Below are 25,258 nucleotides of genomic sequence, written 5' to 3'. Positions count from 1 at the left end.
TCGACGTCGAATCTTGAATTCAGCCGGGCCTTGCGAGCTCGGTTCCTGGTATCCCCGCAGGCTAACGGACTCTAGAGCCGCTATTTTCACATATCGTAGGCTTACCGATTCTAACGGACCGAGGAGACCTTATTCTGGACAAATCCAGCTAAAAGGGTGCTGGAAGTGCCCAATAAGGTCTCAGGTGTCCGTTACAGCGGGAAATAGCCGGGAAATGTACAAATAAGGGCTGTACGGTCCGTTACGTTACTTTAGGCCAACCTTAGGCCCATTTCGCGGTACATCGGAGCTGGAACAGTACAACCCCTGTCATGCAACTGAACATTTTCCGCCGCATCCCCGTCTAATAACAACCGCGCACGTTTCCCCTTGCTGTGACCTCAAGTAACTTGACGGTATTTCGACTGAACAACAATAAACAGAGCTTGGACGAATGCGTGAAATCGAAGTATGATGGAAGAAGGCAACAAAGTCGAAAGGGAGATACCGGATGGACGCAAAGCAAAAACAAGCGATAAAAGACATTAAGCAGGGGCGGGTCTCCCCGTTGTACGTATGTTACGGTACGGAGAAGTATCAAATTCAGGAGTTTGTTAGTTTGCTCCAGGATCAGCTGGTGGATCCGGATCAGAAGGATTTTGCCATCGCGACCTTTGATTTGGCGGAGACGCCGATTGAGGTGGTGGTCGAGGAGGCGGAGACGATGCCTTTTCTCGTGGAGCGCAAGCTGATCGTTGTACGCGACTCCACCCTGCTTGTAGCAGGCGGCAAGGAAGGCGGCAAGATTGAGCATAAAGTCGAGGCGCTGCTGACGTATATCGGCAACCCGGCAGAACATAGCGTCGTTGTGTTTGTCGTGAACGGTGAAAAGCTGGACGAGCGAAAGAAGGTTGTCAAAGCGATCAAGGCGGCGGGTACGGTGTTGTCCTTTTTGCCGCTTGGCGGCGGCGAGCTTGTTCAGTGGGTTGTGCAAGAGGTAGAGAAGCGAGGTTGCCGAATTGGACGGGATGCCGCGGAAGCATTAATTGCGGCAAGCGGTGTGCAGATGGCTGTATTGGCTGCGGAAATGGACAAGCTCTGCTTGTACGCCGGAGCCGGCGGCATGATCGATACTGCTGCGGTGGAGCAGCTGGTGGCGCGCAGCACAGAGCAGAACGTGTTCGTGATGGTGGAGCATATCGCCGCGATTCGGCTGGAGCAGGCGCTGGGCATTTTCTACGAGCTGCTGAAGCAACGTGAGGAACCGATTAAAATTGCGGCGCTGATCGCCCGCCAGTTCCGGATTATGCTGCAGGTGAAGGAGCTCGCCCGCCAAAGCTATTCGCAGCAGCAAATTGCCTCCCAGCTGAGCCTGCATCCGTACGTCGTCAAGCTGGCCGGCGACCAGGCCCGGAAGTTTGAGACCGGCCGCCTGAAGGCGATTTTGTCCGAGCTGGCCGAACTGGACTACCGGATGAAGAGCGGGCAGATCGACAAAGTCCTGGGGCTGGAGCTGTTCCTGCTAAAACTGGCGGCTTGAGGTACAAGCCCGACCTAAACAATAACCAAAAAGACCTGAACGATTTATCGTTCAGGTCTTTTTGAGCTTCGTATCATTTAACGAGACTTACGCTTGGGACGTAAGTTCGTTTAATTTTTTAGCCAAGCGGGATTTCTTACGGGCAGCTGCATTTTTGTGGATCAGACCTTTCGTAACGGCTTTGTCCAATTTTTTGGTAGCAGCCACGAAAGCAGCTTTAGCTGCTTCAACTTCGTTGTTCGCCAGAGCGGTGTCAACTGTCTTCACAGCCGTACGCAGGGCGGATTTTTGCGAAGCGTTCAACGCGCGGCGTTTGTCGCTCGTTTTTACGCGTTTGATTGCGGATTTAATGTTAGGCATTGCATTCACCTCCTGTAAAGCATATATCAACCCAGATGATTCACAACTTAAAATATTTTATCACGCAAGATAGCAAAAAGCAATAAATTCATCATACCGAATCTCTCGATTTCGCGCAAGTTTTTCAGCCTCGCAGAAGGGATGTATAAACCCATTCCCTCTCCCGCACAATAAAGGCAATCAGAGGAAATGGAGGTCTTATGGCATGAACTTGGACTTGCGCGAATATTCCGTACGCACTGACTTGGCCGTTGAATCGAAGGAAATGGCGGAGACGATCCATGGCGGCCCGGTCCCTGGGCTCAATGAGCAGGTCGAGGAACAGGACGGGATCAAGATTACCCGTCTGGATGTGACCGATGAGGCAGCCTCGCGGCAAATTGGACGAATCCAGGGGCATTATGTGACGCTGGAGGTTCCCGGTCTCCGCAATCAGGATACCGAGCTGCAGGAGAAGGTGGCTGCGGCGTTCGCCAAGGAGTTTACTGCATTTTTAAATAAAATCGGGGTTGGACCGGAGGCGAAGACGTTGATCGTTGGCCTCGGCAACTGGAACGTCACGCCGGATGCGCTTGGACCGCTGGTGGTGGAAAATGTGATGGTCACCCGCCATTATTTTGAGCTGACACCGGACCAGGTAGCGCCAGGTTACCGCGAGGTCAGCGCGATTGCCCCCGGGGTGCTTGGCATTACCGGTATTGAATCCAGCGAAGTGGTGCAGGGGATCGTGGATCGGACAAAACCCGATCTCATCATCGCCATCGATGCGCTGGCTTCGCGCTCGTTGGAGCGGGTGAATACCACGATCCAGATCGCCGATATCGGCATCCATCCCGGCTCAGGGATCGGCAATAAGCGGCGGGGGCTGACCAAGGAAATTTTGGGCGTGCCTTGTATCGCCATCGGCGTTCCAACGGTGTGCTACGCATCGACGATCGTAAATAATGTATTGGATTTGATGAAAAATCATTTTAACCAGGAAAGCGACGACGGAAAAGCTCCGACCAAGCAGATCATGGGCATGCTGAACGACCTGAGCGAAAACGAGCGTCTGGGTCTCGTCAAAGAGGTGCTTGAACCGCTCGGCCATGATTTGATCGTCACGCCGAAGGAAATTGATGAATTCATCGAGGACGTTGCCAACGTCATTGCAAGCGGACTCAACATCTCGCTGCATGAGGCAGTTACTCCGGATAACGTGGCGTCCTACACGCATTAACGAGCGTATGCTGCTTCTAGTTCCTTCTCCTTAAATCTCAAGGAAATCCGCGAATCTAGCGGATTTCTTTTTTTGTGTGAGAATTTGAGGTTCTAGCCTTTCAACTAGGTTCATAGATTTGGAATATAGTTTGAAAGCGGCTGGAGGAGGACATGCATATGAAATTCAAGGCTTGGAATCTAGGGAAAATGAGAAGGAATCTGCTTCATGTGTTGGCGATGGGACGCACCTTTTTGCTGCTGTCGGTCATGTCGGTGATCTTCTTCGTCATGCTGGGGGTGCTGGGGATCGCTGAGAAACAGCTGAACACCTCTCCTGTCTCCTCGATGAAAGGACTGGCGGCCTCGCTGTCCAGCGGATTCTTCATGGATATGGTTGGCATGGAGCTGCCGCATGTGGCTAGCGAGAAGCAGACCCCGGCGATTTCCGGGCGGCAGGTGACGAACTTCGTCTTTCAGCTGTTGACGGACGTGAATCCGTCCGATCCAAAGAGCTTGGTAGCCCGGGAAGTCCCAGGGCTTGGCGCTGACAGTCCGATCCTGCTGCGCACCGGCTCCGGCAACGGGACGGCCCAGGCTCCGGAGGACTACCGGCCAGGCGCAGGAGCCGACGGAAGTGCGCCGGATCACCCGGAACCGGATATCCCCGATGACGGAAGTAACGCGGATCTCGGGAAGGACGGCGACAATTCGGACACAGCACAGCCGCCAGCAGTGGAACCGGGGAAGACGGACGGCACGTCCGGGGATCAGGAGGAGCCTTCCATCAAGCCGGGCAACAAAAATATCGTGATGATCTATCATTCCCATCCGCAAGAATCTTTTAATCCCGTGCTTGGCACGAATGTAGATAATCCGAGCTCGGCGGAGGATAAGAAGAACGTAGGCTTAGTTGGAGAGGCCTTGGCGAAAGAGCTGGAACGCAGAGGGGTCGCAACCTTACACACGTACGAAAATTATGCGGCCAAGGTGAGCAATTACAACTACAACTACTCATATAAATATTCACGAGAGACTGTCAAACAAGCGATGGCTGAAAACGGTCAGCTGCAATATTTTATCGATATTCACCGCGACTCGCAGCGCCACGACAAAACGACAACAACCATCAACGGTGTGAATTATGCCCAGGTATACTTCATTATCGGACACGGGAACAAGAATTGGCGCGAGAATGAGAAATTCGCCAGCTCCATCCATGAACGGTTGGAGAAGGCGTATCCCGGGATTTCCAGAGGCATCTGGGGGAAGACGTCTTCCCAAGGCAACGGGGAATATAACCAGTCGCTGTCGCCGAACAGCGTGCTGATCGAAATCGGCGGCATCGACAACAGCCAGGAAGAGCTGGAGCGTACCGCCAAGGTGCTGGCCGGAATTTTGGCCGATCTGTATTGGGAAAGTCAGGACGCGGAGAAAGCAGGCAAGCTGTCGAAGAGCAGTACGAACGGCATCGCTAGCGGCAGCGCAAAGAGCACGGACAAGTCCGCTGGCACCACGAACAAAGGCGCGGGCAGTTCCAATAAGTCTTCGGACAGCGCGAACAAAGGAACGAACAGCACAAACAAGAAATCTTGATTTGAATGGGGGATGGACATGGCTAAAATGCTGCGAAAAACATTGGTATACGGTTTATTGCTGGCGACTGGGGTGACGCTGGGGATGCAGCTTGCCGAAAGCGGAACCAGCTCGATCCTCGGCCCCGGATTTCAAACCGGAGGGACGACTGCAGGCATGAACGGACAATCCATGATCTATCCCTATCCGCAATCGCAGCAGCCGCAACAATCGCAACAGCAATTACAGCAGCAATTGCAGCAGAACAACAACGGTTGGACCGCCGGATCCCCCCCCATTTGGACAACTGGTCAAGGCAATGCCGCGCCGCAAGGAACGACAGGCGGTTATACCCAGGTTCCCGGCTACGGAACCTCCCCATCCGGGACCGATGTGCCAAACACGACGGGGGGCGGTCAGGCGCTGCAGACGCCAGCTGACCTGATGATGCCGCCACCCTCGCCGCCGGCCATCGACCGATTTGCCGACAAAGCGGCTCACCTATTGCAGCAGGCGTCGCAGAAGAGCATTCATTGGGTTGCCTCCTGGTTTGGTCCAGGCGAATGAAATAACGATTTATAACGAATGGCGAGTTTGTTATACTGTTGTTATATTGTTATGAACCCGTTCGTTATACGTTATTTCGGAGGTTAGAGTCCTTGAAAAAAATTACGATGCAGCAAATCGCCGACCATCTAGGCGTCTCGAAATTCGTTGTATCCAAAGCTTTGTCCGGCAAGGGAGGGGTCAGCGAGCAGACCCGGGAGCGGGTCATTCAAGCTGCCTCCCAGCTTGGGTATTTTAATCAGAAGAACGGTTATGTGAAGAACGTCATCCCTACGGGAACCGCGCTGCCGGCACCGGCCGGCAAGCAGTCAGTGCTGGTGCTGATGCCAAATATCCGGTTTCAGAACAAGGAATCGCTGTATTGGGGTAGACTGCTGGAAGGCATCTCCCGGGAGCTGGAGGCGCAGGAGCTGGGGATGATTATCGTATCCGAACCTCGCGGTGACAACTTCATGAGCATCCTGAATCCTGACGGGATTCTGGGGATGATCGGGGTGGGGCAGATCGCCACCCCATTCCTGCTGGAGGTACACCGGATCGGGCTGCCGATCGTGCTGGTCGATCATGAGGACCCGCTGATTCCAAGCGACACGGTCTTCGCTAACAACGTTGATGGGATGGCCCGTTTGACCAATCACCTGATCGGCCTGGGGCATCGGAAGCTGCATTTCTTAGGCAATTTAACGTTTTCCCGCAGCTTTCGGGACCGCTGGATTGGCTTCCGCAGCGCCTTGGAGGAGAACGGCTTGACACCGCAGTCCCTGGAGGATCCGATGCTGGAGCTGGAAGGTGTCGACACCGGGGCTTACGGCGACGTGCTGCGCGGATGGCTGGAGGGGCAGAAAGCGGAAGGGACGCTCCCGACCGCGCTTGTGTGTGCGAACGACTCCATCGCGATGCATGCCTGCTCCGTCCTGAGTGAGATTGGCCTTCACGTGCCCGGGGATATCACGGTCAGCGGGTTTGACAATATCGACGATGCGGCCCGGTACACTCCGGCCATTACCACCATTAACGTGCCGAAGGAGAACCTTGGCCAGCGGGCGGTGAGGAAGCTGCTGGAACGACTGGCCCAACCGGACGCGCCGCGGGAGAAAATCATGATCTCCGTCGAGACGGTATACCGGGATTCCACCGCCGAGCCGCATCGAAAGGCCGAGTAAAGAAGTCAACTCAAACAAACGAGCTGCCAAGAGATGAACTCCTGGCAGCTCGCTTGTTTTACTTGTTCAGAAATTGGATATTCCGCTCGATCAAATCGATTCGTTGCTGTACGCAGGCATAGGAGCGCAGCGGATCCTCCGGCGTGTTCAGCACGTAGTCCAGCAGCCGGTCGACCGTCGTTGTGGCGACGTGGATGCGCGTATCAGAGGAAGCGTAATAGATGAAGACGTCGCCGTTGTCGCGGGCGATGACGCCGTTACAGAACACGACGTTGGACACATCGCCGACACGCTCCTCGCCTTCCGGTGCGATCAGATGGCCGCCCGGCCGATGCGTCACCCGCTGCGGCTCCTGCAAGTCGGAGAGGAAGGCGTACAGCACGTAGCGGAGCCCGGCCGCCGTTCCCCGCACGCCATGGGCGATGTGCAGCCAGCCTTTATCCGTTTTGATCGGGGCGGGACCTTGGCCGTTCTTGACCTCTTTGATCGTATGGTACTTGCGGTCGTCAACGATGATTTCCTCGTCGATGACCGCCTGCTCGATCGAATCAGACAACCCCCAGCCGATGCCGCCGCCGGAGCCGGCGTCGATGAAGCCGTCCTGCGGACGGGTGTAGAACGCGTATTTCCCGTCTACGAACTCGGGGTGCAGCACCACATTGCGCTGCTGCGGAGATTTCGTTTTCAGGTCGGCTAACCGCTCCCAAGTGACGAGATCCTTCGTGCGGGCGATGCCGCACTGGGCTACGGCGCTCGACAGATCTCCCCGCGGCGCATGGGGGTCTTTCCGCTCCGTACAGAACAGTCCGTAAATCCAGCCGTCTTCATGCCGCACGACCCGCATGTCGTAGACGTTGACGTCCGGATCTTCGGTTTCGGGCATAACCACCGGCTTATCCCAGAAACGGAAGCCGTCGATGCCGTTATCGCTCTCGGCTACAGCGAAGAACGATTTGCGGTCTACGCCTTCAACGCGGGCGATCAGATAAAATTTTCCATTCAGCTCGATGGCTCCCGGATTAAACACGCCGTTGACGCCAAGGCGTTCAGAGAAATACGGATTCGTCGCCGGATTGAAATCGTATCTCCAAATGAGCGGCGCATGCTCCGCCGTCAAGACCGGATAGCGGTAGCGGTCGTACACCCCGTTGCCATAGGGCATTTTCTCGTTGCGGCGCGCAATCAGCTGTTCGTAACGTTCGGTCAGCTGCTGTTTTCTTTCGTCAAATAGGCTCATTCTCAATTCCTCCGATCCATCAAATTACTTCTCACGTTCCAGACGCTCCAGCATTTCCAGACACGCGCGGCTGTTATGATAAGGGCATTTCCAAGGGCTGACCTTTGGTTCGCCCGGCAACGGTGCGCCGCCTCGATCCACGCCCCAGAACCATTCGCCGTGTTTATGATCCACCAGATACGTTTGAATAAAGCTCCAGGAATTTGCTGCAGCCGCCCGGTACTTGGGGTCTCCGGTCAGTTGGTACGCATTGTAGAAACCAACCATCGCTTCCGCCTGCGGCCACCAGTCTTTGTTATCGTCAGTCAGGCCGTTTGGATCGGCTTCGTTCCATATCCCGCCGTCCCGGTCAACGCCTTCCGCATACACAGCCTCGGCCATCTTTAAGGCGGTTTCCTTCACGCGCTGCAGCAGAGCGGGCTCACCCAGCACCTCGGCTGCCTCGACGAGCAGCCAGCTGCCCTCGATATCATGGCCATACGAGACATGATGTCCTTTGACCTGCCAGCCGTCATCGAAGAACAGCAGGAAGTGGGCAGTTTTCGGATCGATGATTTGCTCTAGCGTCACTTCGATCAGCTCGGACAAGCTGCCCCGCAGCTCAGAGGATTTCCATACCCGGTACAAATTGGTGTACGCCTCCAGCACGTGCAGGTGCGTATTCATCGATTTCTTTTCGTTTAGATCCTTGTTGCTGAGACTTAAATCCCCGGTGGGTTTCCAGTCGCGGGACAGAGCCTCAACATAGCCTTTATGAACCGGATCATAGCTGTGCTGCTCCAGCAGGCGGTAGAGGTTGACCGCTTGCTCCAATGCCTCTTCGCTGGAGGTTGCGCGATAATATTCAGTCAAAGCGTAAATGACAAACGCTTGCCCGTAGACCTGCTTTTTGTCTTGAACCGGCCGTCCTTGGACATCCACCATCCAATAGAAACCGCCGTACTGAGGGTCCACAAAATGCGTCTTCAGGTAATCATAAGCCCGCTCGGCGATTTCCAGGTATTTGGGATCGGGAAATCGACGATAGGCCGAAGCGAAGGTCCATAGAATGCGGGCGTGCAGCACCAGCCCTTTATCGGCCTCGGGGTGCTTGTTGAGCTGCTCATCGATGTATCCGACAAAGCCGCCATGCTGCCAATCGATTGTATGTTCGATCCAAAACGGGAGAATGTTGCCTTGCAGCTCCTGCTGCAGCTGTACCTTCCAATCATGGGTTTCCACGTAAAAAACCTCCTTATCGCTCGATCGCGTTCAGCTTGGCGGCATAAGCTTCAGCTACGACCGTCTCCGCTTCCTTGCCATAAATGCAGTAACCATCATTTGTTGCAGCCTGGCTCCGATCGTACAGCCGCGCCGGCCAATCCCACAGCATCAAGCCGCGGACCCAATCGCGTTCTCCGCATTTCTCCAGCATCGTGCGGTAATATTCCGCCTGTTCTGCCTCATTCACTGCACCCTGCAGCGTCCAGTCATTTGGGACGTTCGCCGACCCGGTGCGGCTCGGGCAGCCGGCTTCCATAAACAAAAACGGCTTACCGTATCTCCGGACAACGCTTTCAATTCGATCCAGCTGACGATCCCAGTCTCCGATCGGGTAGTAGCCGCTGGAACTGATCACATCCAGGGCATCCCACCACATCACATTGTCCTCTTGATATTTGTCGCAGTTATACGTCAGCAGTCCGTGGTAAACCTGGCGAATGTCGGCGATCAAAGCGCGCCATTCCGCTTCCCGCCGGTCGGTTTGCACCATTTCGCAGCCGATACAGAACATCTCGCACCCGGTTTCCTCGGCGATTTGCGCGAAATGAAGGAGATATGCGCGATACGAGGCAAACCAGTCAGACCATTTTGGTTCACAAGGGACGTCTCGATCAAAAAAATTAATGTGCGCTCGCCAAGTTCCGTCCGCGCAGTTCACGATCGGCTTCAGACATACCTTCAACCCCAGCGAATGCGCCTTACGAATGGCCCATCGGACTTCCTCGTCGGTCACCGTCGGCGCCTCCCAGAAGGGGATATCCGTGGAGAAGGCTGTTGCTTGCAGTGCGGCAAAAGCAATGGCCGTCCAGTTACTGCGGGTCACCTTCGCCATCATTTCCATGGAATGAGCTGCGGCCTCGTTGCCCCAGGTCCCCCTGACGCCCATAAACCCCCAAGTCATTCCGGCAATATAAGGTTCGAGCGATTGCATACTTGCATTTCACCCCACGATCTCGAAAATTTAAAATTTGTTATTATTTGTTATATAAATTAAGATAACAAAATACTAATTATGAGATAACTATATAACGGCTAAACGGTGGATTCAACCTTTTTTATTTTGAATTTGTTAGCGTGAAGTTGTCCTAAAGAAGCAAAAAACCGCCGATTACTCGGCGGGTTCGGTATTAAGGTTCTTAACGGAATCCCGGTAGATGATCTTGCCTTGCACCAGCATGCGGCCGATGCGGCGATGGGGGTTGGACACTTTATCCATAATCGCCTTGACGGCGGATCGGGCCATCTGCTCAATATCCACCTCAACCGTAGTTAGCGGCGGATTTGCCAGCGTGGCGTATACGTCGTTGTCGAACCCGACAATCGAACAGTCATCCGGGATACGGTAACCCATGCTGGTGAGGCGCTCGCCCAAAAGATAGGCGACTTGGTCGCAGTTGCAGACGAACGCGGTAGGCATTTGCTCCGGAAGCTCGATATCAATATAGGTACCGTGTTCATCACGGTCATTGATCAGATAACGCTCGTTAAACTTCAACCCGTGCTCCAGCAGCGATTTGTAGTAACCCAGGAAGCGGTCTTGGATACTGCTGGTGGAATAGACGTTGCCAACATAAGCGATCTCGCGGTGGCCGCATCGGATCAGATAGTTCGTGATCTCGTAAGCGCCGTAAAAGTTATCGGTAACGATTGAATCGATCGCGGCATGCTCGTCATAAAAGTCGAGAAACAGCTTCGGCAGCTCCATATTTTGCACCGTTTCGATGTACTTCTTGCTGACCTGCCCCAAAATGATGATGCCATCCACCTTATTTTCACTGTATACCCGCGGGAAATTGAGCTGTTCCTCATCTTCGCTGCTTAAGATATTTAAGATTCCGAAATAGCCATAGTGGTCCAATTGAATGGCGATCTGCTGATAAACCTGCAAATAGAAGGACTCTCTAAGACCCGTAAAACGCTGCGGAATCATCACGCCAATATTATAAGAAAGCCCGTCCTTGATCGATTTGGCCGCCGAGTTAAAGCGGTAGCCCATCTCACTGGCCACCTTCTTGATCTTCAGCTTCAGGCTGTCGCTGACGCCTTCCTTGTCATTCAGCGCTTTAGATACCGTAACGCTGCTGACGCCCAGCTTGTCGGCGATATCTTTCATCGTTATGTTGCGTTTCATGAACTTATATTCACCATCCCGTTCAATCTATCATCCAGAGCCAATCGATCTAAAATCCAGTATACCGATTCTGTTGGTAAATAGGAAGATGAGCGAAAAATTAAACTTATCATTCATAAGTGATAACTTAATATATTACTTTATTAACCGAAAATAAATGGATTTAGCCATTGACTAGTAAGCGTATACATTATAGAATCTTAGTTAGTTTATCGATAACTTAATTTATAAATTGAAAGGGGAAACGGATGTGAAAAAGAACAAAGCTTTCATCGGTTTGCTGGCCTTGATGCTTGTTTTGACTCTGTTGGCTGGCTGTGGAGGGAACAACCGTAATAACGTGGCACAGAACAATGCAGCCGGAAATGCCGGAACCGCGAACTCCGGCACGGAACAGACGGCGGGAAGGGACATCTCGGGAGAGATTACCGTCATTACGCAACGAACAGACATCGTCGACACCGTATTCAAGGATTATGCCGCCGAATTTAATAAGGAATACCCGAACGTGAAAGTAAACTTCCAAGCGCTTTCCGATTATGAAGGACAAATCACAGTGCGGATGAACTCTGACGATTACGGTGATGTTCTGTTGCTGCCAACCAGCATTCCGCTGGCGGATACGCCGGAGTTTTTTGAACCGCTGGGTACGTTGGAAGAGATGAGCAAGCAGTATATCGGCCTGGAGGAAAGAACCGTTGATGGCAAAGTTTACGGGATTCCGATCGCTGTTAACTTTTCCGGGATCCTCTACAACAAGAAAGTATTTAACGACGCCGGCGTAACGACGACGCCGAGAACACCGGACGAGTTTTTGGCCGCTTTGCACAAAATCAAAGAAAAAGGCGACGCGATTCCTCTGTACAGCAACTATGCAGACAGCTGGCCTTTGACGCAATGGGAAGCTGTATTAACTACCGTTGCCGGCGACGTCGACTATGTCAATGTGATCCAGCCGAACACCGATGACAACTTCGTTCCTGGACAGCCGCACTATGAACTGTACAAGGTGATGTACGACACCGCCAAACAAGGTTTGATTGAAGATGACCCGACAACGACGAACTGGGAAGCTTCCAAAGCCGACATGGCCAATGGCAAAATCGGTGCGATGGTGCTGGGCTCCTGGGCGATCGGGCAGGTTCAAGGCTTAGCTGAGAATCCGAATGACATCGCTTACATGCCTTTCCCAACGAATGCTAAGGAAATCATTATGCCGCTTGCAGACGACTATACGCTGGGCATCAGCAAGCACAGCAAGCACAAAGAGGCGGCAAGAGCTTGGGTGGACTGGTTCATCAACAAATCCGGATATCCCACGGAACAAGCCGGCGGCATGAGCCCGGTGGTCGGCGCTCCTCTTCCGGAATCGCTGAAGCAATTCGAAGGAACTGACGTGAAGTTCGAACTGCAGACTCCTGCAAAACCGGGGCAAGAAGGCCTGGTGGACAAAATCGACAAAGACGCGGAAATCGGCTTGTGGCAGCCGGAATTCAAGAAACGGATCATGGAAGCCGCGATCGGTAACCTGAACGAATCCTATGACGACATCATGAAGGATCTCAACGACGCTTGGGTGAAATCCCGCGCCAAATTCGTGAAATAACACCGGTCACAGGGGAGGACAAAGTTGCAGGGGGAACGTGCCGGATGCGCGTTTCCCTTGTGATTTTAGCCAAGGAGAGACAGAGATAGGCATTTTGCAGGATTTTTGGAGGTGTGAGTGGTGTTCAAAAATTTAAGCTACAAAACCCAGCGGAAAGTGATCATTTTCGCCTTCTCGCTGATCCCGGTCGCCTTGTTGTTCACTTTCGCCTACTTGCCGGTTTTTAATATGTTCAAATACAGCTTCACCAACTGGAACGGCTACAGCAAGCATTATGATTACGTAGGGTTTGAGAACTACAAGACGATCTTTACCGACTCCAAATATTTCACCGTCTTTAAGGTCAGCTTGTATTATTTTTGCGCGACCTTTGTTCAAATGGCAATTGCTCTTTATTTTGCAACGATACTTAGCTTTAAGGTGCGATTCAAAAACTTCTTTAAAGGCGTCCTGTTCTTTCCTTACCTCTTAAACGGGGTAGCGATCGGGTTTATCTTCCTGTTCTTCTTCCGTCCGGACGGTACGCTGGATACCTTGATGCAATCGGTGGGGCTTGGCGCTTACACGCAGGGATGGTTGAAGAACCCGAACATCATTAATATTTCGCTGGCGGGCGCATCCGTGTGGAGATACATGGGCTTTAACTTCATCATTTTCCTGGGCGCGATTTCGTCGATTGGTTCCGATATTTACGAAGCGGCCGAGATCGACGGGGCCAACCGTTGGCATCAGTTCCGCCATATCATCATTCCCAGCATCATGAAAATTGTGCAGCTCAACCTGATCCTCGCCATCAGCGGTGCAATCAGCGCCTTCGATATTCCGTACATTATGACCGGCGGCTCCAACGGAAGTAATACGTTTGTCATCCAAACGGTGACCACCGCGTTTAAATATAACAAGCTTGGCCTTGCCTCCGCCATGGCGGTTGTCCTGCTGTTTATCGTGATCATTGTCACCTTGCTGCAGCGCTTGTTGATCAAGGAGGAGAAGTAAGCCATGTATAGACTGAAATACGTAGCCGCGGCCTTCATTAAATATGTCAGCTTGCTGCTGGGCGCTTTCGCCGCGCTCGTTCCGATCGTGGTGGTGCTGTTCGCTTCCTTTAAAACGAACAAGGAATACGGTTCGACCAGCCCCTTGACGCCGCCGGAGAACTGGCTGAATTTCGCCAACTACTCCAAGGCTTTTATTAATGGAAAAATGCTGCTTGGCTTCGGAAACACCGTCATTATCGTAGTCATCTCAATTCTTGGCGCGACCTTGATCGGCTCCATGATCGCTTATGTCCTAAACCGCTTCAAATTTCGCGGCAACAAGCTGTTGATGGGGGCCTTCTTGCTGGCGACCTTGATCCCAAGCGTGACGACCCAGGTGGCGACATTCCGAATCATCAACTTCTTCCACTTGGTGGATACACGATTTGCTCCGATTTTGCTTTACTTAGGCACTGACATTATCGCCGTGTATATTTTCATGCAATTCCTCGATTCGATTTCCGAATCGCTGGACGAATCCGCGATGCTGGACGGCGCGTCCTATTTCACGATTTACTGGCGCATTATTTTGCCGCTGCTCGCCCCAGCCATCGTGACGGTCATTATCGTCAAAGGCGTGAATATCTATAACGATTTCTACACGCCGTTCCTGTATATGCCAAGCGAGGACCTGCAGGTGATCTCGACCGCGCTGTTTAAGTTTAAAGGCCCTTACGGTTCGCAATGGGAAGTGATCTGCGCCGGGATCATGATAACGATTGTGCCGATCCTGATTGCTTTTGTGGCGCTGCAGAAATACATCTATAACGGATTTGCCCAAGGCTCCGTTAAATAAATGCACTTATTTGAGTTGATTTGGAAGGGGTAACCTCATGAGCACAGTGAAAATCATTGGAGAGAACCTGCCGAACATTCCTTGGCAAGATAAACCGGAGCATGCGGCAGGACCCGTATGGAGACATAATGACAATCCGGTCGTGAAGAGGAATCCGGCCAAAGGCATCGCGCGCATCTTCAACAGCGCAGTTGTTCCTTACGATGGCCGCTTTGTTGGCGTGTTTCGCGCCGAAACGATTAACGGCCGTCCTCACCTGCATACAGGCTGGAGCGAAGACGGCTATGAATGGAAGATCGACGAGGAGCGTATTCCTTTTGTGGATGAGGAAGGGAAGCCGTTCCAACCTCAATATGCCTATGATCCCCGGTTGGTGAAGGTGGAGGATACCTACTATATTATTTGGTGCACGGACTTCTACGGCGCTTCGATTGGGGTGGCCAAAACCCAAGACTTTAAGACGTTTGTCCGTTTGGAGAATCCGTTCTTACCATTTAACCGCAACGGCGTGTTGTTCCCGAAGAAAATCGGAGGCAACTTCGTGATGTTGTCCCGTCCCAGCGACAGCGGGCATACTCCGTTTGGCGACATCTTCCTTAGCGAAAGCCCGGATTTCGTCTATTGGGGCAAACATCGCCATGTGATGACCAAGGGCGGGCAAGGCTGGTGGCAGTCGGTGAAAATCGGCGGCGGTCCCGCTCCAATCGAAACGACCGAAGGTTGGCTGATGTTCTACCATGGCGTCACCGGGACGTGCAATGGCCTTGTTTACAGCATGGGTGCGGTCATTCTTGACCGAGAGGAACCGTCCCGCGTGAAATATCGCTCCAGTACGTATGTATTAACGCCGGAGGAATGGTATGAGGAGCGCGGCTTCGTCCCGAACGTCGTGTTCCCTTGCGCCGCTTTGACCGATGCTGCCACAGGCCGTATCGCCATTTACTACGGCGCTGCAGATACCTATGTTGGGATCGCCTATACGACGGTTCAGGAAATCGTGGATTATGTCAAGGCGACGCATGAGGAAGTTGGCGATGACGCAGAAATCGGTAGAATGTAGCGGGACGGAGGCGACCGGGTTCTTCTGGAGAGGTTGAAGCTGTAAACGGAAAATCGCTGGCCGTGATTGCTGCTTGCCCCTTCAACTGCTATAATAAATTGATTGCATTACTTCGATGATTTGTGGTGGGGGTAAGGATGACAGATATTAGGGCTAGACAAGCGAAAATTCGCAATTTCTGTATTATTGCACATATAGACCATGGCAAATCGACTTTGGCCGACCGGATTCTGGAGTATACCGGGGCGCTGACCTCCCGGGAAATGCAGGATCAGGTTCTTGACCAGATGGACTTGGAACGGGAGCGCGGAATTACGATCAAGCTTCAGGCGGTCCGCCTGAACTACCGTGCTGACGACGGCGAGGAGTATGTGCTGAACCTCATCGATACTCCAGGGCACGTCGACTTCACCTATGAGGTTTCCCGCAGCTTGGCGGCTTGCGAAGGCGCATTGCTGGTCGTGGACGCAGCCCAGGGGATTGAGGCGCAGACGTTGGCCAACGTTTATCTGGCGCTGGATAACAACCTGGAGATTTTGCCGGTCATCAACAAAATCGACTTGCCGAGCGCAGATCCTGACCGGGTAAAGCAGGAGATTGAAGATGTCATCGGCCTGGATGCCAGCGAAGCGGTGCATGCTTCCGCCAAGGCCGGAATCGGGATTAAGGAGATTTTGGAACAGGTCGTTCAGAAGGTGCCGGCACCGACGGGAGATCCGGATAAACCGCTGAAGGCGCTGATCTTCGACTCCCACTATGACCCTTACAAAGGCGTTATCGTTTATGTGCGCGTCATTGACGGCAAGATCAAAGCCGGTTCGAAAATCAAAATGATGGCGACGGACAAAACCTTTGAGGTCATCGAAGTCGGCGCGTTCAAACCGCGGATGACGATTGTGGACGAGCTTAACGTCGGCGATGTTGGCTTTATCGTCGCCGGGATCAAGACGGTTGGCGATACCCGTGTCGGGGATACGGTGACGGACGCGAAGAATCCGACACCAGAGCCGCTGCCGGGTTACCGGAAGATCAACCCGATGGTGTACTGCGGCTTGTACCCGATCGAAACGTCGGATTACAACGACCTGCGTGAAGCGCTGGAGAAGCTGCAGCTGAACGACGCTTCGCTGAGCTTCGAACCTGAAACTTCAAGCGCGCTGGGCTTCGGCTTCCGCTGCGGTTTCTTGGGACTGCTGCACATGGACGTGATCCAGGAGCGGATTGAACGGGAATTTAACATTCCGCTGATTACGACAGCACCAAGCGTTATCTACAAAGTAACGCTGACGAACGGCGAGACGATTTCCATCGACAACCCGTCGAACTATCCGGAGGTCGGCAAAATCGACTATGTCGAGGAGCCTTACGTCAAAGCGTCGATCATTGTGCCCAACGATTATGTCGGAACCGTGATGGAGCTGTGCCAAAGCAAACGCGGCGAGTTCGTCAATATGGAATACCTCGACACGACGCGCGTGACGATTACGTACCAGGTTCCGTTGTCGGAGATTGTATACGACTTCTTTGATCAGTTAAAATCGAGCACCAAAGGCTATGCTTCGTTTGATTACGAGCTGTCCGGCTACCGCAGATCCAATCTCGTGAAGATGGATATCCTGCTGAACGGCGAGCAGGTGGACGCCTTGTCCTTTATCGTGCACCGCGATCGCGCATATCACCGCGGCCGGATCATCTGCGAGAAGTTGCGCGAGCTGATTCCGCGCCAAATGTTCGAGGTACCGATTCAGGCTTCGATCGGAACGAAGGTCATCGCCCGTGAAACCGTAAAGGCGATGCGCAAGAACGTCCTTGCCAAGTGTTACGGCGGCGACATCTCGCGGAAGCGGAAATTGCTGGAGAAGCAAAAGGAAGGCAAGAAGCGGATGAAGCAGGTCGGCAGCGTCGAGGTGCCGCAGGAAGCGTTCATGGCGGTGCTGAAGATCGACGACAATTAAGAAGCAGGTTGGTTGACGAAGGAAAGCCGTCAGGCTTTCCTTTCTACTATTATTTAAGAGAAACTTGGAGGAGGGCATGACCATGGACCAAACGATGAAGCATCCGGGGCAGGGAATGCCGATCCAAAACCCTGCGGCAAGCGGCGTGACATCATCCGGACCATCCGGCGCACCGCATGCGGTATATATTCATATCCCGTTTTGCACCAACAAGTGCTTCTATTGTGATTTCAACTCCTACGTATTAAAAGATCAGCCGGTGATGGACTATCTGCGCGCCTTGGATCGGGAGATGGAGCTGACGGTCCAGCAAACTCCGCCGGGCGAAATCCGCAGCATATTTGTGGGCGGCGGGACGCCTACCGTGCTGACTCCGCAGGAGATGGAGTTTTTCCTGGCATCAGTCAGACGTCATTTCCCGTATTGGGCCAGCGATATCGAATTTACGATGGAAGCGAACCCGGGCACGACGGACCGCGACAAGTTGACCGTCATGAAAGACGGCGGCGTCAACCGGGTCAGCTTTGGCGTGCAGGCATTCCAGAATGAGCTTCTGAGCGGCATTGGCCGGATCCATAACACCGATGATGTCTACCGGAGCTTGGAGAATGCTAGAGCTGTTGGGCTAGATAATCTGTCCATCGATTTGATGTTTGGTCTGCCCAACCAAACGGTTGAGATGCTGGACTACAGCGTCTCACGGGCATTGGAGCTTGGGCTGCCGCATTATTCGATTTACAGCCTGAAGGTTGAGGAGAACACGTTGTTCCATACGTTGTACCACAAAAATCAGCTCCCGCTTCCAAGCGAAGAGGAGGAACTGAACATGTACCTGCTGTTAATGGAGCGAATGGAACAAGCCGGTTACAAGCAATACGAGATCAGCAATTTTGCCAAACCCGGCTTCGCCAGCCGGCACAACATCACGTACTGGAAGAACGAGGATTATTACGGTTTGGGCGCCGGCGCCCACGGGTATGTCGGCCGCACGCGTCACGTGAACATTAAGGGCGTGAACCCTTATGTGGAAGCGGCGAAGACAGGATTGCCTCGCTTGGAGCAATTTGGCGTGTCCCGGGAAGAGGCGATGGAGGACTTCGTTATGGTTGGACTTCGGATGCTGGACGGCATCCGTAAGGCGGATTTCCGGAGACAATTTGGCGAAGAGCTGGACGATGTATTTGCCCGGCAGCTTACGAAGATGTTAAGCGCCGGCCTGTTGGAGCCTCATAGCGACGGTGAAGGCTATCGGCTCAGCAAGCAAGGCGTGTTGTTCGGAAACGAAGTGTTTGCCGAATTTATCGGCGTCTTAACGGATTAGTGACTTATCCAACAAGCAGCTTGCGCTTCTTTAATGAAGTAGCAAAGCTGCTTTTTTACATGTCGCTGAATATACTTGGAAAAATGACATGGCCATGAAACATTTCTCTTGAAGTTTTATACCGTATAATGTATATTTATTCATATTATTTGTGATCGAGGGGGAATCAGCATGCCAGCGGTAGCCGTGTGCAGACAGGCGAATTTAGCGGATGTCGAGCCATTATATAACATCATTGAAGGGTATGCCCGGCGAGGCATTATGCTGCCGCGTTCACGGGCGGTGTTGGAGCGTCAGATCCAGGATTTCGTCGTGGCGGAAGTGGATGGCGAGGTCGTCGGCTGCGGTTCGCTGTGCAAGCTGGGGGAGGAACTGGTTGAAATCCGTTCCCTTGGGATCGCCGAAGGCCACAAGGGGAAGGGGCTTGGTTCCATGCTGGTCGAGCAACTGGTGGAAGAGGCCCGGAGACAAGCGATCCCCAAAGTGATGGCGCTCACCTATGAGGTTTCCTTTTTTATTAAAAATGGCTTTACAGTCGTGAATAAAGAGATCTTTCCGGAGAAAGTATGGACCGACTGCGTCAATTGTGCAAAGCAGCATTGCTGCGATGAAATCGCCGTTCTCAAGATACTGGACTGACTTGACAATCGTCAGGTCGGTTTGGTATTTTTGTATTAGTGATTAGCACTCTATGACATTGAGTGCTAACGATTCGGAAAAATCGAGTTTATCCGGGAGGGATTGCCATGTTGACGGAACGCCAAAGAATGATATTGACCGCTATTGTTGATGACTATATTCGTTCGGCGGAGCCTGTGGGATCCCGAAGCATTTCGAAACGGGGCGATGTCGGGTACAGTCCGGCAACGATCCGGAACGAAATGGCCGACTTGGAAGAGCTCGGTTTTTTGGAGCAGCCGCATACGTCGGCGGGGCGGATTCCTTCTCATAAAGGCTACCGCTACTATGTGGATCACCTGACGCCGTTGAACTTACTATCGAATGAAGAAGTAACGACGTTAAAAGCATTCTTCGCAGAAAAGCTAAACGAAACTGAACAAGTGATTCAACATGCTGGGACCATTCTATCCCAAATGACCAATTACACTTCCATCCTGCTGGGGCCGGAAGTTTTTCATACGTCTTTGCGTCACTTCCAGCTATTGCCGTTAAACGAAACGAAGGCGGTGGCGATCGTCGTGACGAATACAGGACAAGTGGAGAACAAGACCGTCGCGATTCCGCCGGACGTATCCGTATCCGAAATGGAGCGGGTGGTCAACCTGTTGAACCGCAAACTTGCTGGGGTGCCGATCTATAAGCTCAAGACTGCCTTGTATAACGAGATTGCTCAAGAGATGCAGCGGCATATTGAGCATTTTGAAGATCTGATGAAGGTGCTGGATCAAGCGCTTGACCCGGGCACAGAGGGGCAACGCCTCTTCCTGAGCGGGGCGACGAACATGCTGACACAGCCGGAATTCCGCGATGTCGAGAAGGTCAAAGGGATTCTGGATGTACTGGAAGAGACCCCAACCTTGACGAAAATGATCTCTTCCGCATCCGGGTCTGGCATTCAAGTGCGAATCGGCACCGAAAACGGGCATGAAGCCTTTGCCAACTGCAGCCTCATCACGGCAACCTATCAAGTTGAAGGCGAAGCGGTTGGTACGATCGGCATTTTGGGACCTACACGGATGGAATATGCCCGAGTGATCCGGATTTTGGAAATTTTGTCGAAGGACCTAAGCAATTTTCTGAGCCGGATGCAATAACATGCATGATCTGCGGGTCTAGCTGCATGTTAAGGAGGTGAGCATCTTGAAGGAATCACAGCCGATTCAGGACAACAATCACACTGTAGAGGAAGAAACGAATATGAACGATAACGTGAAAGAGGACTTGCAAAACACCCCGGAATCCGAAGAGAGGCAGGATGAAGTAGCGGCTCAAGAGCCGCAGGATACTCAGGACGCTGCCGGTGGAGAGGGTGCAGCTGAGGCTGTCAACGAAGCGAATAACGCAGATGTGACTGCGGAGCTGGAGAAGCTGCGTGCGGAGAACGAGGAATTTCAGCAGCGCTTGCTGCGTGCTCAGGCGGATTTCGATAATTTCCGGCGCCGTACGGTGAAGGAAAAGGAAGAACTGGGCAAATACGCATCCGCCAAGCTGATTACCGAGCTGCTTCCGGTGATTGACAACTTTGAACGGGCGCTTAACACAACCGGAGACATCTCGGACGCCGCCTCATATGTCAAAGGGGTGGAAATGATCTTCCGCCAACTGGAAGGCGTCTTGAAGGCGGAAGGCCTCACTCCGATGGAAGCGGAGGGCCAGCCGTTTAATCCTGAATTCCATCAGGCGATTATGCAGGTGGAATCCGAGGAGCATGAAGAGGGCATCGTCGTGGAAGTTGTGCAGAAAGGCTATATGCTGAAAGATAAGGTGCTGCGCCCGGCGATGGTCAAAGTCAGCGGCTAATATAGCAGCTAACAACGAATCCAAAAGACGATTCAACCTATTAAGGAGGACATAACGTAATGAGCAAAGTAATCGGTATTGACCTTGGTACAACGAACTCCTGCGTTGCGGTGATGGAGGGCGGCGAAGCGGTCGTCATTCCTAACCCGGAAGGTGCGCGCACAACCCCTTCCGTCGTAGGTTTTAAGAAAGACGGCGAACGGATCGTCGGCGAAACGGCGAAACGCCAAGCGATCACCAATCCGGATCGGACGATCATTTCGATCAAACGTCATATGGGGACGAACCATAAAGAAGTCATCGACGGCAAAGAATATACGCCGCAAGAAATTTCTGCGATCATTTTGCAGAAGCTGAAAGCTGACGCCGAAGCGTATTTGGGACAACCGGTCACCCAAGCGGTTATCACGGTTCCGGCATATTTTAACGATAGTCAGCGTCAAGCGACGAAGGATGCCGGGAAAATCGCCGGTTTGGAAGTATTGCGGATCGTGAACGAACCAACGGCAGCTGCACTGGCTTACGGTCTGGATAAAGCTGAAGATCAAACGATTCTCGTATATGACCTTGGCGGCGGTACCTTTGACGTATCGATCCTCGAGCTGGGCGACGGCTTCTTCGAAGTTAAAGCGACCAGCGGGGACAACCATCTGGGCGGCGACGACTTCGACCAGAAGATCATCGACTACCTCGTTGCCGAGTTCAAGAAAGATCAAGGCATTGACTTGAGCAAGGACAAAGCAGCGGTACAACGTTTGAAAGATGCCGCGGAAAAAGCGAAAAAAGAACTGTCCGGCGTGCTGACGACGACGATTTCTCTGCCATTCATCACGGTAGTTGACGGCGTGCCGCAACACCTTGAAGTGAACCTGACCCGCGCGAAATTCGAAGAGTTGACTGCGGATCTTGTTGAACGCACCCTTGGACCAACTCGCCGTGCTTTGAGCGATGCTGGCCTTACTCCGGCTGACATCGATAAAGTCGTGCTTGTCGGTGGTTCTACGCGGATTCCTGCCGTACAAGAAGCGATCAAGAAACTGACGGGCAAAGAGCCGCATAAAGGCGTAAACCCGGACGAAGTCGTTGCGCTTGGTGCTGCGGTGCAAGCCGGCGTATTGACTGGCGATGTCAAAGACGTTGTCCTGCTTGACGTTACTCCGCTTTCGCTGGGGATCGAAACGGCTGGCGGCGTATTCACGAAGATGATCGAACGGAATACAACGATTCCGACGAGCAAGTCGCAAATCTTCTCGACCTTCGCCGATAATCAGCCAAGCGTTGAGATCCACGTCCTGCAAGGGGAACGGGAAATGGCAGCCGGCAACAAAACGTTGGGCCGCTTTATCCTGGGTGATATTCCGCCTGCACCACGCGGGGTACCGCAAATCGAAGTTACCTTCGACATTGACGCGAACGGGATTGTTAACGTATCGGCAACCGATAAAGGGACCGGTAAGAGCCAAAAAATCACGATTACTTCCTCCAGCGGCTTGAGCGATGAAGAAATCGAACGGATGATGAAGGACGCCGAGCTGCATGCGGAAGAAGATAAAAAACGCAAAGCGCTGGTTGAAGCGAAAAACAACGCTGACCAACTGATCTACAGCGTTGACAAAACGTTGAAAGATCTGGGCGACAAAGTTGACGCAACTGAAGTTGAGAAAGCAAACGCCGCTAAAGAAGAGCTGAAGAAAGTGCTGGAAAGCGACAATCTGGAGCAAATCAAAGCGGCATCGGAGAAATTGACCGAGGTTGTTCAGCAGTTGTCCGTGAAGCTGTATGAGCAAGCTTCGCAAGCGGCAGGTGCGCAAGGCAACGCTGAAGCTGCCGGCGGCCAAAACCGCGATAACGTCGTTGACGCTGACTACGAAGTGGTTGACGAAGATAAGAAATAAAGCTAAGATGGCTCACAGAGCAGTTTGAGTCTGGTGAATAGACTTTGGCATCCGGGAAGGTCAAAGTGCGGGCTGCTACCGCACTTTGACTTTCCTTTTGCTGATAAGGGTTATTGAATAGATTTACTTCGTGATTAAAAGATGACCGATGGGGGTGGAAGGATGGCAGAGAAGCGCGATTACTACGAGGTGCTGGGCCTCAGTAAAAACGCAACTGAAGACGAAATCAAAAAAGCTTACCGCAAGCTGGCCCGGCAATATCACCCGGACGTCAATAAAGCGGCGGATGCGGAAGCGAAATTCAAAGAAGTCAAGGAAGCCTATGACGTCTTAAGTGATCCAGCGAAACGGTCGCGTTATGACCAATATGGCCATATGGATCCGAATCAGGGGATGGGCGGCGGCTTCTCTGACGCGGATTTTGGCGGCTTCGGGGATATCTTCGATATGTTCTTCGGCGGCGGCAGCCGGCGTGATCCGAATGCGCCGCAGCGCGGTAACGATTTGCAATACACGATGACGATCGAATTTAAGGAAGCGGTGTTCGGGAAAGAAACGGACATCACCATTCCGCGTACTGAAAGCTGCGATACCTGCTTTGGAACGGGAGCGAAACCAGGGACCAAACCGGTCACCTGTTCCGTGTGCCATGGCACCGGGCAACAGGAAGTCGTTCAAAATACACCGTTTGGCCGTATGGTGAACCGGCGTACTTGTACGAACTGCGGCGGAAGAGGGCAAATCATCAAGGAGAAATGTCCGACCTGCGCAGGCAGCGGCAAGGTAAAGAAGCAGCGTAAAATTCATGTCCGCATTCCGGCAGGGGTTGACGATGGAGCTCAACTGCGGATGTCCGGTGAAGGTGAAAGCGGGTTGCGCGGCGGTCCAGCCGGCGATTTGTACATCGTGATCCGCGTGAAACCGCATGATTTCTTCTACCGCGAGGGCGACGATATCTATTGTGAGGTTCCGTTGACGTTCGCCCAAGCTGCGCTGGGGGATGAAATCGAAATTCCTACGCTGACAGAGAAAGTGAAGCTGAAAATTCCGGCAGGAACGCAAACCGGAACCTACTTCCGCTTGAAAGGGAAAGGGGTGCCGCGCCTGCGTGGAATCGGTCAAGGCGACCAGCATGTTAAAGTGGTCGTTGTGACGCCAAGCAAGCTCAGCGAAGAGCAGAAGGAGCTGCTGCGCCAATTTGCTTCGTTGGACGGCGAGCAGACGCATGAGCATGAGCAATCGTTTTTTGACCGAATGAAACGGGCGTTTCGCGGAGACTAATCGCTCCAACATAAAAGCGCGAGCTAAGGAGAAATAATTCCCTAGTTCGCGCTTTTGTTTTTGTATTGAAAAATCAACCTTCCGTCCGAATCTCCGCCAAGATTTCATCCTCCAGCATCAGCCGGATATCTTCCCGGAAGACCCGCATTCCGTATTCCCGATGTACGTACACCATGATCGCCTCCATGATGTTCGATTCAACGATATACCAACTGCGGCCGTTCACCCATACTTCACCGGTATAGCCGGTATCCTCGTCCCAGCTGAGCTCGACCGTCACATCGGTGGGGCGGACGCCCCTCCGTTCGGCCGTATGCAGGCAAATCGCGTTAATAATTTCGTCCATACCGAGGATCATGGCTTAATAACGGCCTCCGTTGCGATAATCGTCGTGGCGCGGCTGCTTTTTGAATCGGCGGTACAGAGCCATTGCGGCGGCAATGATCACATAGATTGCCAACAGATTTACGGCTAATCCCAGCAGATTGCCGAAGAAGCCCATGCTGCTAAATAAGCCGCCGAACAGCAGACCCGCAAGCCCGCCGATCATCATGCCGCGCATAAAGCTGCCGCCGCTAAAGAATCCGCGGTTTGTTGTCGGAGTTCCCGTTTGGGTTCCGGTGCGATTGCCCGTCGTATTCTGATATTCGCTTTGCGACGGCTTCTTCGGGGTTGGATTGTACGACCGAGGGCCGGATTTGAATCCGCCGCGTCTGGCGTCAGCAAAGTCAGGGGCGGTGAAGGTGAAGAAGACGGTGAAGACCATCATCAGAAGCATTATTCTTTTTAACATCGTCTATAAACTCCTCCTATG

General features: G+C 52.8%; 23 protein-coding genes. 16 read left to right on the top strand and 7 right to left on the bottom strand.

The features are described 5' to 3' along the window. The first annotated feature begins 490 nt into the window (after window positions 1–490). Window positions 491–1,519 carry a DNA polymerase III subunit delta gene (gene holA / locus M3G15_RS07115; protein ID WP_009224144.1) on the top strand — a complete coding sequence of 343 codons (1,029 nt, stop codon included), beginning with the start codon at window positions 491–493 and terminating at the stop codon, window positions 1,517–1,519. Between the two features lie 87 nt (window positions 1,520–1,606). Here holA and rpsT read toward each other — a convergent pair whose 3' ends face one another. Next, window positions 1,607–1,879 carry a 30S ribosomal protein S20 gene (gene rpsT, locus M3G15_RS07110; RefSeq protein ID WP_016311419.1) on the bottom strand — a complete coding sequence of 91 codons (273 nt, stop codon included), beginning with the start codon at window positions 1,877–1,879 and terminating at the stop codon, window positions 1,607–1,609. A 205-nt stretch (window positions 1,880–2,084) separates the two neighbouring features. Here rpsT and gpr point away from each other — a divergent pair, with 205 nt between their 5' ends. The 4 genes from gpr to M3G15_RS07090 all read left to right on the top strand — a co-directional run bounded on the left by gpr (window position 2,085) and on the right by M3G15_RS07090 (window position 6,381). After that, a complete protein-coding gene (gene gpr, locus M3G15_RS07105) occupies window positions 2,085–3,098 on the top strand; it encodes a GPR endopeptidase (RefSeq protein WP_009224142.1) in 1,014 nt (337 codons plus the stop codon). Window positions 3,099–3,256: 158 nt separating this feature from the next. Beyond that, window positions 3,257–4,672, top strand: a complete 1,416-nt coding sequence (locus M3G15_RS07100) for a stage II sporulation protein P (protein WP_260070478.1) — start codon at window positions 3,257–3,259, stop codon at window positions 4,670–4,672. Window positions 4,673–4,690: 18 nt separating this feature from the next. Beyond that, complete coding sequence (locus M3G15_RS07095) at window positions 4,691–5,218, top strand: hypothetical protein (RefSeq protein ID WP_260070477.1); 528 nt, start codon at window positions 4,691–4,693, stop codon at window positions 5,216–5,218. 92 nt (window positions 5,219–5,310) lie between these two features. Further along, on the top strand, window positions 5,311–6,381 hold the full coding sequence (locus tag M3G15_RS07090) for a LacI family DNA-binding transcriptional regulator (protein ID WP_009224139.1): 1,071 nt from the start codon (window positions 5,311–5,313) through the stop codon (window positions 6,379–6,381). A gap of 58 nt (window positions 6,382–6,439) precedes the next feature. Here the strand turns inward: M3G15_RS07090 and M3G15_RS07085 are convergent, their stop codons facing one another. The 4 genes from M3G15_RS07085 to M3G15_RS07070 form a co-directional block, all read right to left on the bottom strand. Beyond that, window positions 6,440–7,618, bottom strand: coding sequence for a glycoside hydrolase family 130 protein (locus M3G15_RS07085; RefSeq protein WP_028539693.1), 1,179 nt, complete (start codon window positions 7,616–7,618; stop codon window positions 6,440–6,442). A 24-nt stretch (window positions 7,619–7,642) separates the two neighbouring features. Continuing rightward, window positions 7,643–8,839 (bottom strand): AGE family epimerase/isomerase, encoded by a 1,197-nt coding sequence (locus M3G15_RS07080; protein ID WP_260070476.1) that lies wholly within the window; start codon window positions 8,837–8,839, stop codon window positions 7,643–7,645. Between the two features lie 13 nt (window positions 8,840–8,852). Beyond that, window positions 8,853–9,812: a glycoside hydrolase family 113 gene (locus M3G15_RS07075; protein WP_260070475.1), complete on the bottom strand. Its 960-nt coding sequence runs from the start codon at window positions 9,810–9,812 to the stop codon at window positions 8,853–8,855. Window positions 9,813–9,989: 177 nt separating this feature from the next. Beyond that, a complete protein-coding gene (locus tag M3G15_RS07070) occupies window positions 9,990–11,012 on the bottom strand; it encodes a substrate-binding domain-containing protein (RefSeq protein ID WP_036700814.1) in 1,023 nt (340 codons plus the stop codon). Window positions 11,013–11,262: 250 nt separating this feature from the next. On the opposite strand from M3G15_RS07070, the gene M3G15_RS07065 reads away from it, so the two are divergent. The 11 genes from M3G15_RS07065 (at window position 11,263) to dnaJ (ending at window position 24,444) form a co-directional block, all read left to right on the top strand. Continuing rightward, complete coding sequence (locus M3G15_RS07065) at window positions 11,263–12,618, top strand: ABC transporter substrate-binding protein (RefSeq protein ID WP_260070474.1); 1,356 nt, start codon at window positions 11,263–11,265, stop codon at window positions 12,616–12,618. A 120-nt stretch (window positions 12,619–12,738) separates the two neighbouring features. Next, complete coding sequence (locus tag M3G15_RS07060) at window positions 12,739–13,614, top strand: carbohydrate ABC transporter permease (RefSeq protein ID WP_028539688.1); 876 nt, start codon at window positions 12,739–12,741, stop codon at window positions 13,612–13,614. A 3-nt stretch (window positions 13,615–13,617) separates the two neighbouring features. After that, window positions 13,618–14,451 carry a carbohydrate ABC transporter permease gene (locus M3G15_RS07055; protein WP_009224132.1) on the top strand — a complete coding sequence of 278 codons (834 nt, stop codon included), beginning with the start codon at window positions 13,618–13,620 and terminating at the stop codon, window positions 14,449–14,451. 37 nt (window positions 14,452–14,488) lie between these two features. After that, window positions 14,489–15,511, top strand: a complete 1,023-nt coding sequence (locus M3G15_RS07050; RefSeq protein ID WP_028539687.1) for a glycoside hydrolase family 130 protein — start codon at window positions 14,489–14,491, stop codon at window positions 15,509–15,511. Window positions 15,512–15,648: 137 nt separating this feature from the next. Next, entirely contained in the window at window positions 15,649–17,466 is a 1,818-nt protein-coding gene (gene lepA, locus M3G15_RS07045) for a translation elongation factor 4 (protein WP_009224125.1), read from the top strand. Window positions 17,467–17,581: 115 nt separating this feature from the next. After that, a complete protein-coding gene (gene hemW / locus M3G15_RS07040) occupies window positions 17,582–18,787 on the top strand; it encodes a radical SAM family heme chaperone HemW (protein ID WP_260070479.1) in 1,206 nt (401 codons plus the stop codon). 171 nt (window positions 18,788–18,958) lie between these two features. Further along, complete coding sequence (locus M3G15_RS07035; RefSeq protein ID WP_009224123.1) at window positions 18,959–19,426, top strand: N-acetyltransferase; 468 nt, start codon at window positions 18,959–18,961, stop codon at window positions 19,424–19,426. A gap of 107 nt (window positions 19,427–19,533) precedes the next feature. Then, complete coding sequence (hrcA, locus tag M3G15_RS07030) at window positions 19,534–20,562, top strand: heat-inducible transcriptional repressor HrcA (protein ID WP_009224122.1); 1,029 nt, start codon at window positions 19,534–19,536, stop codon at window positions 20,560–20,562. A gap of 103 nt (window positions 20,563–20,665) precedes the next feature. Further along, window positions 20,666–21,268 carry a nucleotide exchange factor GrpE gene (grpE, locus tag M3G15_RS07025; protein ID WP_050769722.1) on the top strand — a complete coding sequence of 201 codons (603 nt, stop codon included), beginning with the start codon at window positions 20,666–20,668 and terminating at the stop codon, window positions 21,266–21,268. Window positions 21,269–21,327: 59 nt separating this feature from the next. Further along, window positions 21,328–23,163 carry a molecular chaperone DnaK gene (gene dnaK, locus M3G15_RS07020; protein WP_260070473.1) on the top strand — a complete coding sequence of 612 codons (1,836 nt, stop codon included), beginning with the start codon at window positions 21,328–21,330 and terminating at the stop codon, window positions 23,161–23,163. A 162-nt stretch (window positions 23,164–23,325) separates the two neighbouring features. Then, window positions 23,326–24,444 carry a molecular chaperone DnaJ gene (gene dnaJ, locus M3G15_RS07015; protein WP_009224119.1) on the top strand — a complete coding sequence of 373 codons (1,119 nt, stop codon included), beginning with the start codon at window positions 23,326–23,328 and terminating at the stop codon, window positions 24,442–24,444. Window positions 24,445–24,517: 73 nt separating this feature from the next. Here dnaJ and M3G15_RS07010 read toward each other — a convergent pair whose 3' ends face one another. Continuing rightward, a complete protein-coding gene (locus M3G15_RS07010) occupies window positions 24,518–24,802 on the bottom strand; it encodes a YxcD family protein (protein WP_009224118.1) in 285 nt (94 codons plus the stop codon). A gap of 3 nt (window positions 24,803–24,805) precedes the next feature. After that, entirely contained in the window at window positions 24,806–25,237 is a 432-nt protein-coding gene (locus tag M3G15_RS07005) for a hypothetical protein (protein ID WP_009224117.1), read from the bottom strand. Window positions 25,238–25,258: the final 21 nt, after the last annotated feature.

The organism is Paenibacillus sp. p3-SID1389, assembly GCF_025151705.1.
GTDB classification, from domain to species: domain Bacteria; phylum Bacillota; class Bacilli; order Paenibacillales; family Paenibacillaceae; genus Fontibacillus; species Fontibacillus phoenicis.
Note: the sequence above shows the minus strand (reverse complement) of the source record. Positions and strands in the feature narration are given on the sequence as shown.

What these genes read in the sequence shown, in the direction of transcription:
- M3G15_RS07075 (WP_260070475.1), bottom strand. Translation starts at nt 9,812, where the DNA reads ATGCAATCGCTCGAACCTTATATTGCCGGAATGACTTGGGGGTTTATG.
- M3G15_RS07005 (WP_009224117.1), bottom strand. Translation starts at nt 25,237, where the DNA reads ATGTTAAAAAGAATAATGCTTCTGATGATGGTCTTCACCGTCTTCTTC.
- holA (WP_009224144.1), top strand. Translation starts at nt 491, where the DNA reads ATGGACGCAAAGCAAAAACAAGCGATAAAAGACATTAAGCAGGGGCGG.
- M3G15_RS07095 (WP_260070477.1), top strand. Translation starts at nt 4,691, where the DNA reads ATGGCTAAAATGCTGCGAAAAACATTGGTATACGGTTTATTGCTGGCG.
- M3G15_RS07035 (WP_009224123.1), top strand. Translation starts at nt 18,959, where the DNA reads ATGCCAGCGGTAGCCGTGTGCAGACAGGCGAATTTAGCGGATGTCGAG.
- M3G15_RS07055 (WP_009224132.1), top strand. Translation starts at nt 13,618, where the DNA reads ATGTATAGACTGAAATACGTAGCCGCGGCCTTCATTAAATATGTCAGC.
- M3G15_RS07100 (WP_260070478.1), top strand. Translation starts at nt 3,257, where the DNA reads ATGAAATTCAAGGCTTGGAATCTAGGGAAAATGAGAAGGAATCTGCTT.
- M3G15_RS07010 (WP_009224118.1), bottom strand. Translation starts at nt 24,802, where the DNA reads ATGATCCTCGGTATGGACGAAATTATTAACGCGATTTGCCTGCATACG.
- M3G15_RS07050 (WP_028539687.1), top strand. Translation starts at nt 14,489, where the DNA reads ATGAGCACAGTGAAAATCATTGGAGAGAACCTGCCGAACATTCCTTGG.
- grpE (WP_050769722.1), top strand. Translation starts at nt 20,666, where the DNA reads ATGAACGATAACGTGAAAGAGGACTTGCAAAACACCCCGGAATCCGAA.
- lepA (WP_009224125.1), top strand. Translation starts at nt 15,649, where the DNA reads ATGACAGATATTAGGGCTAGACAAGCGAAAATTCGCAATTTCTGTATT.
- dnaJ (WP_009224119.1), top strand. Translation starts at nt 23,326, where the DNA reads ATGGCAGAGAAGCGCGATTACTACGAGGTGCTGGGCCTCAGTAAAAAC.
- M3G15_RS07085 (WP_028539693.1), bottom strand. Translation starts at nt 7,618, where the DNA reads ATGAGCCTATTTGACGAAAGAAAACAGCAGCTGACCGAACGTTACGAA.
- hrcA (WP_009224122.1), top strand. Translation starts at nt 19,534, where the DNA reads ATGTTGACGGAACGCCAAAGAATGATATTGACCGCTATTGTTGATGAC.
- gpr (WP_009224142.1), top strand. Translation starts at nt 2,085, where the DNA reads ATGAACTTGGACTTGCGCGAATATTCCGTACGCACTGACTTGGCCGTT.
- dnaK (WP_260070473.1), top strand. Translation starts at nt 21,328, where the DNA reads ATGAGCAAAGTAATCGGTATTGACCTTGGTACAACGAACTCCTGCGTT.
- hemW (WP_260070479.1), top strand. Translation starts at nt 17,582, where the DNA reads ATGCCGATCCAAAACCCTGCGGCAAGCGGCGTGACATCATCCGGACCA.
- rpsT (WP_016311419.1), bottom strand. Translation starts at nt 1,879, where the DNA reads ATGCCTAACATTAAATCCGCAATCAAACGCGTAAAAACGAGCGACAAA.
- M3G15_RS07070 (WP_036700814.1), bottom strand. Translation starts at nt 11,012, where the DNA reads ATGAAACGCAACATAACGATGAAAGATATCGCCGACAAGCTGGGCGTC.